Raw genomic sequence first — 17,202 nt, 5'->3', positions numbered from 1 at the left:
TATCTGGTTTTTATTGATTGATGAATCAATCAACGTTAAACTGGCGGATAATTAGCCTGAGAACGGACCACAATTATGCCCAAGATCGGGATGGAACCCTTGCGGCGGCGCGAACTGATCGACGCCGCCATTCGTACAATCGGCCAGCGCGGTTCGCTGGATGTGACCGTCGCGCAGATCGCGCATGAGGCGGGCGTTTCGCCTGCGCTCGCGCATCATTATTTCGGCGGCAAGGACAAGCTCATCCTGGCCACGATGCGCCATCTGCTGCGCGAACTGGGACAGGATCTCAACGCCGCCATCGGGCAAGCCGAGACGCCGCAGGAACGTATCGCGGCCATCATAGCGGTCAATTTTTCCGCATCGCAGTTCACGCAGGAAACCATTGCCGCCTGGCTCACCTTCTATGTGCACGCGCAGCAGTCGGAGGATACGCGTCGGCTCCTGCGCATCTATGCGCGCCGCCTGCATTCGAACCTCGTTTTCGCACTTGAACACCTGACCACGCGCGAGCGGGCAAACCGCATTGCCGAGGGCGCTGGCGCCATGATCGATGGCCTCTACATCCGTCATGCGCTCGGTGCGGATGCGCCCAATGCAGCCTCGGCGATTGCGCTGGTAGAGGATTACATCGCGGTTCAGCTTTTGGGCCAGTTTGCGAGAGAGAAATGAGTATGGAAGCGGATTTCGTCATCATCGGCTCTGGCTCCGCCGGATCGGCCATGGCGTATCGCCTGTCGGAAGACGGTCGCTATTCGGTGATCGTCATCGAATATGGCGTGCCCGATGTTGGCCCCCTGATCCAGATGCCTGCTGCCCTCTCCTTCCCCATGAATATGGAAACCTATGACTGGGGCTTTTCCACCGAACCGGAACCGCATATTGGCGGGCGCAGCCTTGTGACGCCGCGCGGCAAGGTGCTGGGCGGCTCATCTTCTATCAACGGCATGGTCTATGTGCGCGGCCATGCCCGTGACTACGACCACTGGTCGGAAAGCGGTGCGCGCGGCTGGGCCTATGCCGATGTGCTGCCCTATTTCAAGCGGATGGAAAATTCGAGCGGCGGCCAGCAAGGCTGGCGCGGCACCAGCGGCCCGCTTTATATCCAGCGCGGCAAACGCGACAATCCGCTGTTCCATGCCTTTGTAGAGGCCGGCCACGAAGCGGGCTTTGAAGTCACGGAAGACTATAATGGCGAGAAACAGGAAGGCTTCGGCCCGATGGAGCAGACGATCCATAATGGTCGTCGCTGGTCTGCCGCCAATGCCTATCTGAAACCGGCCCTCAAGCGCCCGAATGTCAAGCTGGTCAAGGGCCTCGCGCGCAAGATCGTGCTTGAGGGCAAGCGCGCGGTTGGCGTTGAGATCGAGGCAGGCCGCAGCTTCTCGACCATCCGTGCACGGCGTGAAGTCATCATTGCCGCCTCATCGATCAATTCGCCGAAGCTCCTGATGCTCTCGGGCATCGGTCCCGCCGCACAACTGAAAGAACACGGAATTGAAGTGGTCGCCGACCGTCCCGGCGTCGGGCAGAACCTGCAGGACCATCTGGAAGTCTATATCCAGCAGGAATGCACACAGCCGATTACGCTCTACTCTAAACTGAACCTGTTTTCGAAAGCGAAGATCGGTGCGGAATGGCTGTTCTTCAAGACCGGCGACGGCGCAACCAACCATTTCGAATCTGCGGCTTTCGTGCGCTCGAAGGCTGGCGTGGAATATCCCGATATCCAGTATCACTTCCTGCCGGTCGCGATCCGCTATGACGGCAAGGCGGCAGCACAATCGCACGGTTTTCAGGCTCATGTCGGGCCGATGCGGTCAAAATCACGCGGCAGCGTGACGCTTCGCTCGGCCAATCCGCGTGAAAAGCCTGTCATCAAGTTCAATTATATGTCGCATGAAGACGACTGGGCCGACTTCCGCCATTGCGTACGGCTGACCCGCGAAATCTTCGGACAGGCCGCGTTCAATCCTTATCGGGGAGCAGAAATCCAGCCGGGCGCACATGTTCAGAGCGACGATGAAATCGATAATTTCATCAAGGAACACGTCGAAAGCGCATTCCATCCATGCGGCACGTGCAAGATGGGGGCGGTTGACGATCCAATGGCAGTGGTCGATGCTGAATGCCGGGTGATCGGTGTCGAAGGCTTGCGCGTTGCGGATTCATCCATCTTCCCGCGCATCCCCAACGGCAATCTCAACGGCCCGTCGATCATGGTCGGCGAAAAGGCCTCCGATCATATTCTCGGTCGTACGCCGCTCGCGCGCTCCAATCAGGAGCCTTGGATCAATCCGCGGTGGCAAGTATCTGATCGTTAGGGGAGTAAGGGAATAGGGGAATAAGGCAGTATGTCAGGTCGTGCTTTTTGCGCACAAACATACTCCCCTATTCCCTTACTCCCCTATTACCTTCATTCCGAAGTAGGAACACACAATGAAAGCACAACCCAAAGCCTCGCATTTCATCGGCGGCGCATTCGTTGAAGACAAGACAGGCAAGCCTTTGCCGGTCATCTATCCGGCAACCGGCGAGGAAATTGCCAGGCTCTATTCGGCAACGCCGGATGTGATCGAGGCGGCTTATGCGGCAGCGCTGAAAGCCCAGGGCGAATGGGCAGCGCTGAAACCTGTCGAGCGCGGACGCATCCTGCGCCGCACGGCAGACATCCTGCGTGAGAAGAACAAAAAGCTGTCGAAGCTCGAAACGCTCGATACCGGCAAGGCGCTTCAGGAAACTCTGGTGGCGGATGCCGCCTCGGCAGCCGATGCGCTGGAGTTTTTCGGCGGTATCATTTCCGGTTTCAACGGCGAGTTCGTGGAGCTTGGTGGTTCGTTCGCCTATACGCGCCGCGAAGCGCTCGGCATCTGCGTCGGTATCGGCGCATGGAACTATCCAATCCAGATCGCCGCATGGAAATCAGCACCCGCGCTCGCCATGGGCAATGCCTTCATCTTCAAACCATCCGAAAACACGCCGCTTTCAGCGCTCGCATTGGCGGAAGCCTATAAGGAAGCGGGCCTGCCCGACGGTCTCTTCAATGTCGTGCAGGGCTTCGGCGATGTCGGTGCGGCACTCGTCAATCATCGCCTGACAGCCAAGGTTTCGCTGACCGGCTCAGTGCCAACGGGCAAGCGCATCATGGCGCAGGCAGGCGAACATCTGAAGCATGTCACCATGGAACTTGGCGGCAAGTCCCCGATCATTGTGTTCGACGATGCTGACCTTGAAAGCGCCATTGGCGGCGCGATGCTGGGTAATTTCTATTCGACCGGGCAGGTCTGTTCAAACGGCACCCGCGTCTTTGTTCATAAGAACGTGCGCGAGCGCTTTGTCGAACGACTGGTCGAGCGCACGCGCAAAATTCGCATCGGCGACCCGCTGGATGAAGCCACCCAGATGGGGCCGCTCGTCAATGGAGCCCAGCGTGACAAGGTGCTATCCTATATCGAAAAGGGCAAGGCAGAGGGCGCAACGCTTGCCTGCGGCGGTGGCGTGCCAAAGCTGCAAGGCTTCGATAAAGGCTATTTCATCGAGCCGACCATCTTCACGGATGTAACCGATGACATGACCATCGCTCGTGAGGAAATCTTCGGGCCGGTGATGAGCGTTCTGGAATTTTCCGACGAGGATGAAGTGATCGCACGCGCCAACGATACCGAATTTGGGCTGGCGGCAGGCGTGTTCACCGCCGATATTGCGCGCGGCCATCGCGTAATCAGCCAGATCAAGGCCGGTACATGCTGGATCAATGCCTATAATCTGACGCCGGTGGAGGTGCCCTTCGGCGGTTACAAGCAATCCGGCATCGGGCGCGAGAACGGCATTGTCGCCCTCGCTCATTACAGCCAGATCAAGACCGTCTATGTCGAGATGGGCAAGGTCGACAGCCCTTACTGACCGCTGAAATCAGCCCGCGGAACCGCATTCGGTTCTGCGGGTGTCGGCGTGCAATCATAACGGTAAAGCTGCGGCGACGGCACCGCCTGCGGATAGACAATGGCACGCTGCGACCGTTGACTGGCGGGAACTGATGGTGAATTCCATAGAGGCATGGCCCAGGACGGCCTCGTCACTGTATCGGAAGAGCCAGTCCCCTGAATGGGGATGCGTCGGCACTCGGTCCCGAGCGTACCGTTCAATCCGGTAGCTGTCGCAACACTCGTGCAGCTAACCAGGGCAAGCGCCAAAGCGGTATAAAACAGTCTCATATCGCAACACTTTTCAAACAAATATAAATATCGGCTCGAAGCTGGCCAGATTCAATGGCAGCTTATGCCCGATCATCTGGCAAAACGCAGCGCATAAATGGCACGGAGCAGGCCTGTTTATTCGGTCGCCACGTCATGGCTTTTCAACCCGTCAGCGGGGGCTGAATATGAGTATAGGCCGCTCATTTATTTATATTAGCTCATAATTATATACTTATAACAAATAAAACCCCAATTTTCAAAACCGTGTCGACAAATCTATTTGCAGACAATAAGAATGCAACTCCGATTTATTGGCAGCAACAATAAAGCACATCACAATTAACTAACATAGTATTGATTTTTCATGCATAATTCACTCTCATATCAATGGCCATGACCTTGGGCTGAACGGTTAGTAATGAATAACGAGACTTCAATTTCGACGGACATGATCGAGGACAAGCTGCGCAATGAATTCTGGCGCGCTGTTCTCAAACCCATGTATGAGATCACGAGTGAAGACGACGATTACCAGTTTTCGGGGTCAATTGTCGCGCGCTCCATCGGTTCTATCCAGATTGGCGCTACTTCGTTCAATTCACAAAATTACTCACGTGCCCCAAAGCTCATCGCCCAGGGCGGGCTCAATCAATATATCCTGCAGCTTATCACCGGCGGCGATCTGCATGGAGACTTAAACGGGGTCGATGTCGAGGCGAAGCAGGGCGACATCGTCATCATCGACCTGACGCAGACCGTTGAAAGCCAGGCATCCGGCGGCTCTCGCATCACCGTGATGATACCGCGCGACGAACTGGAAAAGATCGCAGGCTGGCGCAACCTGCATGGCCTCGTCATGCTGGCCGACGCACCCATGACACGTCTGCTTTTCAATTATCTCCGCAGTCTGCAATCACTGAGCGGAGATCTCGACAGGATCGAGGCACAATCCGCGCAGGACGCAATGCTCACATTGCTTGGTGCCAGCATCTGCGGCACGGAAGGCGGTGCTGTCGAAGCCCTTCCGGCCAATCTGCCCATGCGCAAGCGCATTCTCGCCTATATAGACGAGAACCTTTCCAACCCACTGCTCGGACCGCATCTCATCGTCAAAAGCCTGCGGATCTCCCGTTCGCGCCTTTACCGGACCTTTGATATGGACGGCGGCGTGGCCAGAATTATCCGTGACAAACGGCTGGATCGCGCCTATCGCATTCTCGTCGACGAACGTGGCCGCCACGTCTCGCTCAAGGAAATCGCCTATCGCTGCGGCTTCCATGACGGCACGCAATTTACCAAGGCATTCAAGGTCCGTTTCGGCATGTCACCCAAAGACGCCCGAGAATCCGACGCGGCCTTGCTGTCGTCGGATTCAGCCAATTTCGACTATGCGGTTCATGTTTCGGATGAAGCCGCCAAACGCGGCGTCGACAAGCCGTGAGCCGGAGCTTGTTTCCTGAAAGCAGGAACTGGTTTCGGGATGCGCTTTTTTTTTCGCATGTCTCCCAAAACCGGTTCCCGCTTTTGGGAAACATGCATTAGCCTTTTGTTTCTCAACCGGGTGAAAGACGGTTCAGGAAGTCGTCGCACCAACGATTGACGTCATGCGTGGTCAAAAAGGCCATCATGCTTTCAAACCGTTCCTTGCGTTCGGCAAGCGGCATGGCAAGCGCGCGGGCCATGGCATAGGCCATCGCCTCGGTGTCATAGGGATTGACCAGAAGCGCGCCGTCGAGTTCCTGCGCGGCGCCAGCAAAACGGGACAGCACCAGCACGCCGGGATTTTCAGAGTCCTGTGCCGCGACATATTCCTTGGCGACAAGGTTCATCCCGTCACGCAGCGGCGTGACCAGTCCGACAGCCGCCAGCCGATAAAGCCCGGCCAGCACCTCGCGGTTCAGGGAACGGTTGATATAGCGTATCGGCGTCCAGTCTACCGTGGCGTTTGCGCCGTTCACCCGACCGGCCAGCTCCGCCACCGCGCGTTGCATATCCTTGTATTCCGGCACTTCGGAGCGGGATTTCGGCGTGACCTGCAAAAAGGTGACCTTGCCGCGATTGCCGGGATCGACCTTCAGGAAATGCTCGAAAGCCTCCATGCGGTTGGTGATGCCTTTGGAATAGTCGAGCCGGTCGACGCCGATGATTAGATCGCGATCGAGCATGCTGTCACGCATGCGCTTTACGGTTGAATGACGTTGCGCCTTATCGGCTATCTTCGCGAAGGATGCCGTCTCGATACCGATACCGAAGCGCTCGGCACGAAACTGGTGCCCGAACGCTTCGAACAATCCGTCATCATTGAGCGGCTTGCCTATCTTCTCGCGTCGCAGGCAGCCGATGAAGTTATCGACATCGTTCTCGGTCTGGAAGCCAACCACATCATAGGATGCGAGGCCGCGCATGATGGTCTCATGCACGGGCAGCGTGAACAGGATATCGGCAGGCGGCCAGGGAATATGCAGGAAGAAGCCGATACGGTTGGTGACACCGAGATTGCGCAGTTCGGCCGCCAGCGGAATGAGATGATAGTCGTGGACCCAGATCACATCATCCGGCTCGATCATCGGCAGAAGATGCTTTGCAAACAGGCGATTGACCCGGAAATACCCGGCCATGTCCTTGCGCGTGTAATCGATCAGATCCAGGCGATAGTGACAGAGCGGCCAGAGCATGCGGTTGGCGAAACCTGCATAATATTCGTCGATATCCTTCTTGTGGAGATCGAGCAGCGCGTAGCGAATGGGCCCCACATCGCGGATGGCCAGTTCCTGCGCCTGGCGATTGGGAAGGGTCTTGCCGGACCAACCGAGCCATATGCCACCGCGTTCGCTGAGCGCGGCCTGCAATGCCACCGCCAGCCCACCCGCAGGGGCCTTGCCCTGTTCGTCAGGCAAGGGAACACGATTGGAGACCACGATCAGCCGACCCATATATCAAATCCTCTCATTGTTTTGCTTGTTCATCGCCACAAAGGCGGGATAGCCAGAGGCGAAGCTCTGCCGGGTTCGCCAACCGCGCGGCGCCCGGACGGTCGATTGCACGACCGATCACGACCGCAGTGCCACCGAGTTCGCCTGCAGCATCAAGCATCGATAAATCTGTCAGATCGTCGCCGAAAGCGATCGGCACCCTCCCCGCAAACGGCTCTTCCTTCATGAAGCGGCGCAAGGCCACGCCCTTGTCGCTGATCGCCGGGCGCAACTCGAAAACCATCTTGCCCGACTGCACGACCCAGTCCGGCCCGGCAAGCTTCAATGCCTTGCTGACGAGATCATGCGCCAGATCGGCTTTTTCAGGCGCGGCGCGATAATGAAGCGCCACCGCGCTCCCCTTGTCTTCGGCAAGAAAGCCGCTGACACGCAGTGCAGCCTGACGCAGAAAATCCTTGGCAATCAGAAAATGCTCATCCGGATCGATCCGTTCGACCAGCCCGGATGCGTGCCGGAACTCGGCACCGTGCAGCGCAGCTATTGGGCCGGTATAATCGGGAAGGCGTTCCTCGATAAACGCAATCGTCCTGCCGGTGACCAGCGCCATTGCGCCAGACAGCCGCGCCGAAATGGACGAAAGCGATTTTTGCAGACCAACTGGAACGATAACGCCATCCGGACAGGCGGCGATATCGAGCAGGGTTCCGTCCACATCGAAGAAAAGGGCGTGTTTTTGAAAGTCGATGACCGGCATACCGATCTGATCGGTTGCCGGGTCCTGTTCCTTGCTGGGCATGTTAAGGCAAACATCCGCGATGGCGAATGGTTCCCGAATAAATTCGGCCCGCTTCTATTCCCTACCGGTCAGACAATCCTATGTGCGGCCATAGACATCATCGAAACGCACGATGTCGTCTTCGCCCAGATATTCGCCGCTTTGCACCTCGATAAGCACGAGCGGCAGAATGCCCGGATTTTCCAGCCGGTGGCGGAAACCACAAGGAATATAGGTCGACTGGTTGGTCGTGAGCAGAATCTCGCGGTCGCCATTGGTGACCTTTGCGGTTCCAGAAACGACGATCCAGTGTTCGGAGCGGTGGTGATGCGCCTGCAAGCTCAGGCGACGCCCCGGCTTCACTTCGATCCGCTTGATCTTGAAGCCGTCGCCTTCCTCAAGAACCGTATAAGTGCCCCATGGGCGATGGGCCGTGCGATGAAGCTTGGCTGCTTCATGGCCGCTTGCCCGCAGCTTGTTGAAGACCTTGCGCACTTCCTGCGCCTTGTCACGATGAGCTACAAGCAACGCATCAGGCGTGTCCACGACAAGCAGATCGTGAACGCCGACAAGGCTGACCAACCGGGTTTCGGACAAGACAAAGCTGTCGGTCGTGTCTTCGATAACCGTCTCACCGCGCAGACGGTTGCCGTCGTCATCCGGCGCGACGAGATCGGCCATCGCCGCCCAGGAACCAATATCGGACCAGCCGCAGGACACTGGAATACAGGCAATGTTGTCGGCCTTTTCCATGATCGCGTAATCGATGGAAATCGCAGGAGCAGTCGCAAAATCGTCCTTTGCGATTTCGATGGTCTTGGTCTCACCGTTGACGCCGCGCCGGGCATGTTCAAGCGAAGCCTGCACGGCATTGAAAATTTCCGGCGCAAAATGCTGCATTGCTGCAAGCATGGTCCCGGCCGTGAAACAGAACATGCCGGAGTTCCAGAAATATCGACCGCTCTCAACATAGGTTTGCGCGGTCTCGGCATCAGGCTTTTCAACAAAACGCAGCACATCCGTACCTTCGGCTTCAATATAGCCAAAGCCTGTTTCCGGATGATCGGGCACAATACCAAAAGTGACAATGCGCCCCGTTTCAGCAAGCTGGCGGGCCTTTGTCACAGCCTCGGCAAAAGCAGCCTCATCCTCGATCAGGTGGTCGGCGGGCATGACAAGCAATGTCGCGTCCGGGCCGTAAGTCGCCGCAGCATGCAGAGCCGCAACCGCTACAGCAGGCGCCGTATCGCGCCCGAGCGGCTCCAGCAGAAACACATTATCGACCTTGGGCGCCTTGGCATCGGCATAGGCATCGAGCGTCAGGAACAGGAAGTCGCGGTTAGTCACGGTGAGGATATGGTCCACACCGTCGAGCTGGGCCGCGCGCTTGTAGGTCTTGCCAATCAAGGTGCTGCCATCGGGCAGTTCGATGAACGGCTTCGGATGCGCATCGCGCGAAAGCGGCCACAATCTGGAACCGGAACCGCCGCTGATAATGACAGGAATAAAGCTCATTGCTCAGTTGTCCTTCGTTGCGTTGCGGGCGATAGCAAGTCCCGTTTCCAGAAGCGTCTCGGCCTGGCTCTCGTCTGAAGCTTCCACATAGCATCGCAGTTCCGGAGCATTGCCGGAAGCGCGATAATGAATTGCATTACCGGAATGGAAGAAGAGTTTCACGCCGTCAATCGTTTCGGAGCGGACAATCGGATCGTCCATCTGAAACAGTGCACTTCGCGTCGCCTCACTCTTCAACAGGGACAGAAATGCGAGGCTCTTTTCCTGCGGGACATTCTGCAACCTGTCGCTGAGAGCAACACGGAAATGGAAGCGGGCTGCGATTTCGGACAATGGCTTGCCAAGCTCCTTGACGGAACCAAGACTGCTGAGAATTGGCAGCAACGCATCGCGGGTCGAAAGCGCAGTCAATGTGCGATTGTCCCGGCTGATATCCGTGCCCAGCAACACACCGCCATTGGCCTCATAGCCGACCACCGCTGATATGCCCGAGGCGATGACCTGCGCCATGCCTTCGATGACATAGGGCGACCCCACCCGTGTTCTGATGACGCGCTCGAAATTTTCTTCAAGAGCGGAGTTGGACGTCACCGGCGTCACAATCGTTTTGACGCCAAGCCAGTCGGCTGTGATCGCTCCCACCAGATCGCCCCGAACGAAGCGGCCTTTCTCATCCGCGATCAACGGGCGGTCGGCATCACCATCCGTGGAAACAATGGCGTCAAAGCGGCTTTCCTTCGCCCACTGGTCGAGAAGTTCGATATCCTCGGAGCGCAAAGCTTCCGTATCGACTGGTACAAATACATCGGATCGACCGAGCGGTACGGCTTCTGCGCCAAGCTCGGTGAGGATACGGATAATGAGATCACGCGCCACAGACGAATGCTGATAGACCCCGACGCGCAAGCCGTGAAGGTTCTCAAGTCCGACAAAATCAACATAACGCTTCACATAGCGGTCGATTGCATCGCGGCTAAGGGGAACATCATGCAGATGACGAAAGGCAAGATTTTCCGGCAGAGCGGCATAGACCGCACTGATGGCGCTCTCGTCATTCTTGTCGATTTCTCCGTCGTTGCGATAGAATTTAAGCCCGTTGCGGTCGTCCGGAATATGGCTACCTGTAACCATGATGCATGGCGCTTGCTGCGAAATCGCAAAGTGGCTCAATGCCGGGGTTGGCAAAACACCGCAATCGACCGGCTGAAACCCCGCATCCCCGATTGCCGCCATGCAAAGTGCTGCAATAGCCGGACTGGACGGGCGAAGGTCTCGACCAACGAAAACCATGTCGCCCTTCTGCAGCTTTCCGGCTTTCGACAGCATTTCAACGAAAGCAAGAGAATAGGCATAAGCGGGCAAACCATTCAGTTCGTCCGCCAATCCCCTAAGACCGCTTGTGCCAAATTTAAGGGATGTGCCGCTCATGCTTTCCGCCAGTTCTTTTCCAATGTCAAAGAAGCCACGCCCGCAAGCGCCCCCCAGCTCAAAAGTTTTGTCATCTTATAACGTGAACCTGAAAACTATGATCCCCACAATGGTACAATCATATGCACCTTATTGTGGGTCATAATCCGTATAGGCAGGCAATTTCAAATCCTTAACGCCGTCTGCGTTAATAATTGCTGTTCTGCACGCATTAGTGGGAATTATTGTCGCCAAAAACGAAAAACGCGACACCGATCACTGAACGATGCCGCGTTGGAAATTCGTCACTCACGATACTATACAAGCCGGGCCATAACGTCCCGTAATGACGATTGCCACTGCGGCGCAGACCAGCTGAACACCTTCTGGAATTTGGCAGTCGACAGGCGAGAATTGGCAGGACGTGCAGCCTTGGTTGGGTAATCGGCTGTCGCGATATCCATAACAGTCGCGGTTGGCCCGCCAAGCCCGGCGCTTTCACTGAATATGGCGCGCGCGAAGCCGCTCCAGTTCGTGTCACCCGTACCGACCAGATGATAAACACCATAAGCGGAAAAGTCCGGTATCGCCGCCAAATGGTCCGCCACCTGGATAATCGCGTCAGCGATATCGAGCGCACTGGTCGGGTTGCCCCATTGGTCAGAAACGACAGAGAGCGCATCGCGTGTCTCCGCGAGCTTCAACATCGTCTTCACGAAATTCTTGCCAAAGGGGCTGTAAACCCACGCCGTCCGCAAGATGATGTGACGTGGATTGGCTTGCGCAACCAGACGTTCGCCTTCAAGCTTGGAGCTCCCATAGACACTGCGAGGCCCGGTGGCATCCGTTTCAACATAGGGTTCGCCAGCGTCGCCCGCAAAAACATAATCTGTAGACAGGAGGATGATGGGAACCCCACAAATCTTTGCCGCCTTGGCGACTGCTTCGGCGCCAATAGCATTCACCGCAAAGGCAAGTTCCCGCTCATCTTCGGCCAGATCCACCGCCGTGTAGGCGGCGGCTGAGACAACGAGGTCAGGCTTGATCGCTTCAATGGCACTACGCACGATAGCTGGCTGCGTCAGATCGAGTTCCGGGCGACCCAGCGCGATCACTTGCAGATCCGGACGTTGAGAGGCTTTCTCAAGAAGGCTCTGGACAACCTGCCCTTCCCGTCCGGTGATGAGGATTTTCATACCTTGGCCTCTTTTGTCGGCGCGCTGCCAAGACGCTCACCAGCATAGGTACCACTGCGGATCGGCTCCCACCACCAGGCATTATCGAGATACCATTGAATGGTTTTTTCCAATCCCGTCTCGAAGGTTTCCTGCGGCTTCCAGCCCAGTTCACGCTCGATCTTCGAAGCGTCAATCGCATAACGGCGGTCGTGGCCGGGGCGATCTGTCACGAAGGTGATCAAATCGGCGTAGCTCTTGCCGTTTGCGCGAGGCCGCTTCTTGTCGAGGATAGCGCAGATCGTCTCGACCACGCTCAGGTTGGTACGTTCCGCACGTCCACCGATATTATAGCTTTCGCCTAGCTTACCTGTCGTCGCAACCAACGCCAAGGCACGCGCATGATCCTCGACATAGAGCCAGTCACGCACATTCGCCCCTGCCCCATAAACCGGCAGCGGCTTTTCATCCAGCGCGTTGAGAATGACGAGTGGGATCAGCTTTTCCGGGAAATGGAACGGTCCATAATTGTTGGAGCAATTGGTAAGCACGACCGGCAGGCCGTAGGTTTCATGCCATGCGCGCACCAGATGATCGGAAGCCGCTTTCGAAGCCGAATAGGGTGACGACGGCTGATACGGGGTTTCTTCGGTGAAGATGCCGCTATCGAAAGGCAGATCGCCAAACACTTCATCCGTCGAGATGTGGTGAAAGCGGAAGTTTGACTTGCGTGGCTCCGGCAGTTCGCGCCAATAGGCGAGTGCCGCATTGAGCAAGCGGAATGTTCCAACGATATTCGTTTCGATAAATGCGCCGGGGCCGTCGATTGAACGGTCAACGTGGCTTTCCGCCGCCAGATGCATGACTACATCGATTTCGTTGGCACGCAACGCTTCGAGAACACCCGTGTCATCGCAAATGTCAGCCTCAAGGAAGCTGTAATTCGGGTGGTTTTCGATTTGGCGGAGAGACGCCAGATTGCCCGCATAAGTGAGCTTGTCGAGATTGACGACGTTGACTTTTGGGTCCGAGGCCAGATGGCGACAGACAGCGGAACCGATAAAGCCAGCTCCACCAGTAACGAGAATATTCATATCATTTCCTCAAGCAAAAACTTCTGCGTCAGCAAAAAGCGGGGCCTTCCGATCCTTGTCAGAAAGCTGGACGCCTGAAGATGCGATTGGCCAATCGATATCAATGGCCGGGTCATCAAACCGGATCGAGCGGTCATGCTCAGGAGAATAATAATTCGTCACCTTGTAGATAACTTCGGTATTCTCCACGAGCGTCATGAAGCCGTGTGCGAAGCCCTTCGGCACCAAAATCTGGTTCCATTTTTCAGCCGAGACTTGCAGCGCAACCCACTTCCCGAACGTCGGTGAGCTTTTGCGGATATCCACCGCAACATCCAGAATTGCACCGCGCGTAACACGAACCAGCTTGTCCTGCGCAAATGGCGGCAACTGATAATGAAGCCCACGCATCACGCCCTTAGCGACCGAATAGGAATGATTGTCCTGAACGAAAGTCAGATCAACTCCGGCTTCGGCGAATGATTTCGCATTATAGGTCTCGGAAAAAAAGCCACGGTCGTCGCCGAATTTACGGGGGCTGATTTCCAGAAGACCGTCAAGCTCCAACGGGCGAACTATCATCTTTCGCTACCGATTTCCTCGACGCGCCGACGCAGATAGGCTGCATACTCGGTCTGGCCAAGTTTTTCCGCCCGTTCGAGGACGGCGTCTCCATCGATCCAGCCTTTTTCAAATCCGATTTCCTCAGGACAGGCAATCTTGATGCCTTGCCGTTTCTCGATTGTACGCACAAAAGACGACGCATCCTGAAGACTGTCATGCGTTCCGGTATCAAGCCAGGCATAACCTCGTCCCAACTGCTGGACCGTCAGATCGCCACGCTGAAGATAGATATTGTTGATGGCTGTAATCTCCAATTCGCCGCGCGCGGAAGGCTTGAGCGAAGCGGCAATATCAACAACATCATTGTCGTAAAAATACAGCCCCGTGACCGCCCAGGAGGATTTGGGCTTGATCGGCTTTTCCTCGATGGAGATTGCCTTACCGGTTTCGTGATCAAATTCAACAACTCCATAACGCTGTGGATCATCGACACGATATGCGAAGACAGAGCCCCCCATATCTAGCTGAGCCGCTCTCTGGCAGAGTTCTGACAGACCATCTCCAAAATAGATATTATCGCCGAGGATCATTGCCACCTTATCGGTGCCGATGAATTCGCGTCCAATAATGAAAGCGTCGGCTAACCCGTTTGGGTTTGCCTGCTCTGCGAATGAAAAACTTAGCCCGAAGTCACGACCATCGCCCAATAGTTTTTGAAAAATAGGCAAGTCATGCGGCGTGGAAATGACAAGGATTTCCCTTATCCCGGCAAGCATCAGCACGCTGAGAGGGTAAAAAATCATTGGCTTGTCATAAATAGGCAGAAGTTGTTTGGAAACTGCAATTGTCAAAGGGTAAAGGCGTGTTCCGCTTCCGCCAGCGAGAATAATTCCCTTCATGAAGCCTTCCTAAGATGGTATTCGGTTCAAAATCAGAATGCTTATCATTGGGCACTCATGAGATACTAGAGGTATCATGTCCTGCACAAAAATGCTTTAGAGGACAACACCCTGCTTACAGCCGATTGAAATAATCCGTGTGCGCTTCCCGCTAACAGAAACCAAGCTAACCGTTTAAAATTGAAAACGAATGACAAAAATTCAGCCCGATAAGCATCAATCAACAATCATTCCAAGCCTGCTTTTGACAATTTCGATTGTAACTTTCAAACCAGATCCGAGTGAACTGCGTTCAACTCTGGATAGCCTCGCAGGCGCTCTGTCCGGTTTTGACCGGGCCCAAATCGCTATAACGATTGTGGACAACTCTCCTGAGGATATGATCTCTGACCTACTTCAAACAGCATTGAGAAGCTGGGACTACAAACTAATTCAAGGTCATGGTAATGTAGGCTTTGGTCGTGCTCACAATCTAGCGATTGAAACAACCGGACAATATCACCTTGTTCTCAACCCAGACGTTCAGATGGCGCCTGATGCACTAAAAGCCGCTGTAGAATTCATGCAAGAACACCCGGCGTGTGGTTTGATATCGCCTTATGCAGTTTGGCCTAACGGTGAACGACAGTACCTATGCAAACAAAAGCCGTCGGTGCTAGATTTATTTTTGCGGGGCTTCGCTCCGGTATCTATTTCACAGCTTTTTGAAGCTCGACTAAGGCGTTACGAGATGCAAATTGAGACCCAAGACGCCGTATTTTGGAACCCTCCGATTGTGAGCGGATGCTTTATGTTTCTTCGCGGTGATATACTGAAAAAGATACAAGGATTTGACCACAGATATTTCTTGTATTTTGAAGACTTCGATCTTTCTTTGAGATGCGCGTGTCGGTCTTCCATTGCTTTTGTTCCTTACGTAAGAATAGTTCATGCTGGAGGTCACGCTTCCAGAAAAGGACTTTGGCATAGAATGCAATTTATCAAATCCGCATTGTTATTCTATCGAACTCACGGCATGAGGTTAGCTTGATGAATATATACATGTTAAGATATTTATGTATTCGAAAGATAATCGCTTGAAGAAACTGGTCTATATCTCCCCAGTACCTTGGGACAGTTTTGCACAACGCCCTCAGAAATTCGTAGAATGGTTCAAAAAAAAATACGAAGGTGAAGTGTTGTGGATTAACCCGTATGCTACGCGGTTACCGAATTTTGGCGACATAAAAAAATTTCACAATAGTAGCCACAGACCGCAGGCGGAAAAAAAAGATCGTATAAAAATAATAAATACTCTGAGTGCTCCAATAGAGCCAGTCCCTTATCTTAATAAAATAAACTTTATACTTTGGAGAAAAGCATTTTCCGATGTAAAACTTTTTGCTGGAAACGGCGATTGTACTCTCGTAGTCGGAAAACCATCACTACTGGCACTTCAGCTTATTTCATTAATTCCTTGGAAGACGACCATTTATGACGCGATGGATGATTTTCCTGCATTTTACCATGGTTTAGCTCGTATCTCCATGGCTCGAAACGAGATGAAACTTGTTCAAGCTGTTGACAAACTATTGGTATCGAGCACCCATTTATTTGACCGCTGGCATTTGCACCACAACGATGTCAGCCTCATCCCTAATGGATTGGATATCGATGCGTCTCTGCAGAGAAAAAACATAAAGTCAGTAAAAGAAAAACCAATCTTAGGCTATATTGGGACTATAGGCGATTGGTTTGATTGGGAGCTGGTTATCACATTAGCCCGTATAGTTCCATTATTTACAATTCGGATTATCGGCCCGGTTCACAAACTGCCGCCTGAAACCCTCCCACACAACATCGAAATTTTGCCCCCATGTGACCACAAAAACGCAATGCTGGAAATGTCAAAATTTGATGTGGGACTGATCCCGTTTCTTAAAAATGAACTGACGGATTCTGTCGACCCTATAAAATACTATGAGTACAGATCATTCTCCATCCCCATTCTATCAACTAACTTCGGTGAAATGAAGTACCGACGCAACGCTGAGGGAGTGCATCTGATTGATGATATAGATAACGCTTTGATAGCGATACAGTCCGCAATTGCTAAATCCAAAAATACGAATATTGACACGGAGTTTCTGAATTTAAACTCCTGGGATGCCCGCTTTAATCATCTAAAGCTCTAGAATCTCTTGGAGTTACCCTTAAAATCCGGACATTTTCAGGATTGAGCATTTTGGCTCCGGAACTCTCGTGGAGATTGATATCCTAAAGCTTTATGCGGGTGAAGATTGTTATAGTGCTCGTGACCTGATGTGGTGGGCGGCCTCCGCTTCCGGCATCGTAATATTCCAAAGTGTGGCTGTCGAAAGTCACATAAGGGAGAGCCGTCCATGGAAAAGATTACCACAATTGGTCTCGATATCGCCAAGCATGTATTTCAAGTTCACGGAGTCAATGACGCAGGCAACACCAGATGCCCCTTTCTCGCAAGAGTCCGCCACGTCGATACATGATTTGCAAGCAAACCGTGCCGACGCGCAACAGAACGTAAGCGGTCAGCCGATGGCGTTAGACTTGAAGTTCCAAGGCATCAGAGTTTCGATTTCGGTTACAGGCCAACCTTGAGCGATACGGTTCAGGGTTTGGGATAGCCAGTCGAGCGGATCGACGGCAT

16 protein-coding genes are annotated in these 17,202 nt (G+C 54.2%); 6 read left to right on the top strand and 10 right to left on the bottom strand.

All coding sequences use genetic code 11. The features are described 5' to 3' along the window. The first annotated feature begins 75 nt into the window (after positions 1–75). The 3 genes from betI to betB all read left to right on the top strand — a co-directional run bounded on the left by betI (position 76) and on the right by betB (position 3,903). A complete protein-coding gene (gene betI / locus F9K94_RS22050; RefSeq protein ID WP_151648615.1) occupies positions 76–672 on the top strand; it encodes a transcriptional regulator BetI in 597 nt (198 codons plus the stop codon). A gap of 2 nt (positions 673–674) precedes the next feature. After that, complete coding sequence (betA, locus tag F9K94_RS22045; protein WP_151648733.1) at positions 675–2,324, top strand: choline dehydrogenase; 1,650 nt, start codon at positions 675–677, stop codon at positions 2,322–2,324. A gap of 115 nt (positions 2,325–2,439) precedes the next feature. Beyond that, positions 2,440–3,903 carry a betaine-aldehyde dehydrogenase gene (betB, locus tag F9K94_RS22040; RefSeq protein ID WP_151648613.1) on the top strand — a complete coding sequence of 488 codons (1,464 nt, stop codon included), beginning with the start codon at positions 2,440–2,442 and terminating at the stop codon, positions 3,901–3,903. Here betB and F9K94_RS22035 read toward each other — a convergent pair. Then, entirely contained in the window at positions 3,897–4,214 is a 318-nt protein-coding gene (locus F9K94_RS22035; RefSeq protein WP_151648611.1) for a hypothetical protein, read from the bottom strand. The genes betB and F9K94_RS22035 overlap by 7 nt on opposite strands. A 400-nt stretch (positions 4,215–4,614) precedes the next feature. Between F9K94_RS22035 and F9K94_RS22030 the strand changes: the two genes are divergently transcribed. Next, a complete protein-coding gene (locus tag F9K94_RS22030) occupies positions 4,615–5,637 on the top strand; it encodes a helix-turn-helix domain-containing protein (RefSeq protein ID WP_235920668.1) in 1,023 nt (340 codons plus the stop codon). Between the two features lie 112 nt (positions 5,638–5,749). Here F9K94_RS22030 and otsA read toward each other — a convergent pair whose 3' ends face one another. From otsA to rfbA, 8 genes are all read right to left on the bottom strand, one after another. Further along, positions 5,750–7,129 (bottom strand): alpha,alpha-trehalose-phosphate synthase (UDP-forming), encoded by a 1,380-nt coding sequence (gene otsA / locus F9K94_RS22025; RefSeq protein WP_151648609.1) that lies wholly within the window; start codon positions 7,127–7,129, stop codon positions 5,750–5,752. Between the two features lie 13 nt (positions 7,130–7,142). Beyond that, positions 7,143–7,925: a trehalose-phosphatase gene (gene otsB / locus F9K94_RS22020; protein WP_151648606.1), complete on the bottom strand. Its 783-nt coding sequence runs from the start codon at positions 7,923–7,925 to the stop codon at positions 7,143–7,145. A gap of 78 nt (positions 7,926–8,003) precedes the next feature. Beyond that, a complete protein-coding gene (locus F9K94_RS22015; protein ID WP_151648604.1) occupies positions 8,004–9,419 on the bottom strand; it encodes a mannose-1-phosphate guanylyltransferase/mannose-6-phosphate isomerase in 1,416 nt (471 codons plus the stop codon). 3 nt (positions 9,420–9,422) lie between these two features. Then, positions 9,423–10,847: a phosphomannomutase gene (locus F9K94_RS22010; RefSeq protein WP_151648602.1), complete on the bottom strand. Its 1,425-nt coding sequence runs from the start codon at positions 10,845–10,847 to the stop codon at positions 9,423–9,425. Positions 10,848–11,143: 296 nt separating this feature from the next. Further along, positions 11,144–12,022, bottom strand: a complete 879-nt coding sequence (rfbD, locus tag F9K94_RS22005; RefSeq protein WP_151648600.1) for a dTDP-4-dehydrorhamnose reductase — start codon at positions 12,020–12,022, stop codon at positions 11,144–11,146. After that, positions 12,019–13,095: a dTDP-glucose 4,6-dehydratase gene (gene rfbB, locus F9K94_RS22000; RefSeq protein ID WP_151648598.1), complete on the bottom strand. Its 1,077-nt coding sequence runs from the start codon at positions 13,093–13,095 to the stop codon at positions 12,019–12,021. Before rfbB ends, rfbD begins: the two co-directional genes overlap by 4 nt. Before the next feature lie 9 nt (positions 13,096–13,104). Further along, complete coding sequence (gene rfbC, locus F9K94_RS21995) at positions 13,105–13,656, bottom strand: dTDP-4-dehydrorhamnose 3,5-epimerase (RefSeq protein ID WP_151648596.1); 552 nt, start codon at positions 13,654–13,656, stop codon at positions 13,105–13,107. Then, on the bottom strand, positions 13,653–14,537 hold the full coding sequence (rfbA, locus tag F9K94_RS21990; protein ID WP_151648594.1) for a glucose-1-phosphate thymidylyltransferase RfbA: 885 nt from the start codon (positions 14,535–14,537) through the stop codon (positions 13,653–13,655). The genes rfbC and rfbA overlap by 4 nt, the downstream gene beginning before the upstream one ends. Positions 14,538–14,727: 190 nt before the next feature. Here rfbA and F9K94_RS21985 point away from each other — a divergent pair, with 190 nt between their 5' ends. Both F9K94_RS21985 and F9K94_RS21980 read left to right on the top strand, forming a co-directional pair. Then, entirely contained in the window at positions 14,728–15,567 is an 840-nt protein-coding gene (locus F9K94_RS21985) for a glycosyltransferase (RefSeq protein WP_151648592.1), read from the top strand. Positions 15,568–15,613: 46 nt separating this feature from the next. Next, positions 15,614–16,711: a glycosyltransferase family protein gene (locus tag F9K94_RS21980; protein ID WP_151648590.1), complete on the top strand. Its 1,098-nt coding sequence runs from the start codon at positions 15,614–15,616 to the stop codon at positions 16,709–16,711. A gap of 372 nt (positions 16,712–17,083) precedes the next feature. On the opposite strand, the gene F9K94_RS21970 is transcribed toward F9K94_RS21980, so the two are convergent. After that, a partial coding sequence (locus tag F9K94_RS21970; protein WP_151610493.1) for a transposase domain-containing protein occupies positions 17,084–17,202 on the bottom strand: 119 nt, incomplete at its 5' end.

The organism is Brucella tritici (genome assembly GCF_008932285.1).
Lineage (GTDB): Bacteria > Pseudomonadota > Alphaproteobacteria > Rhizobiales > Rhizobiaceae > Brucella > Brucella tritici.
This window is presented reverse-complemented; position numbering and strand designations above follow the sequence as displayed.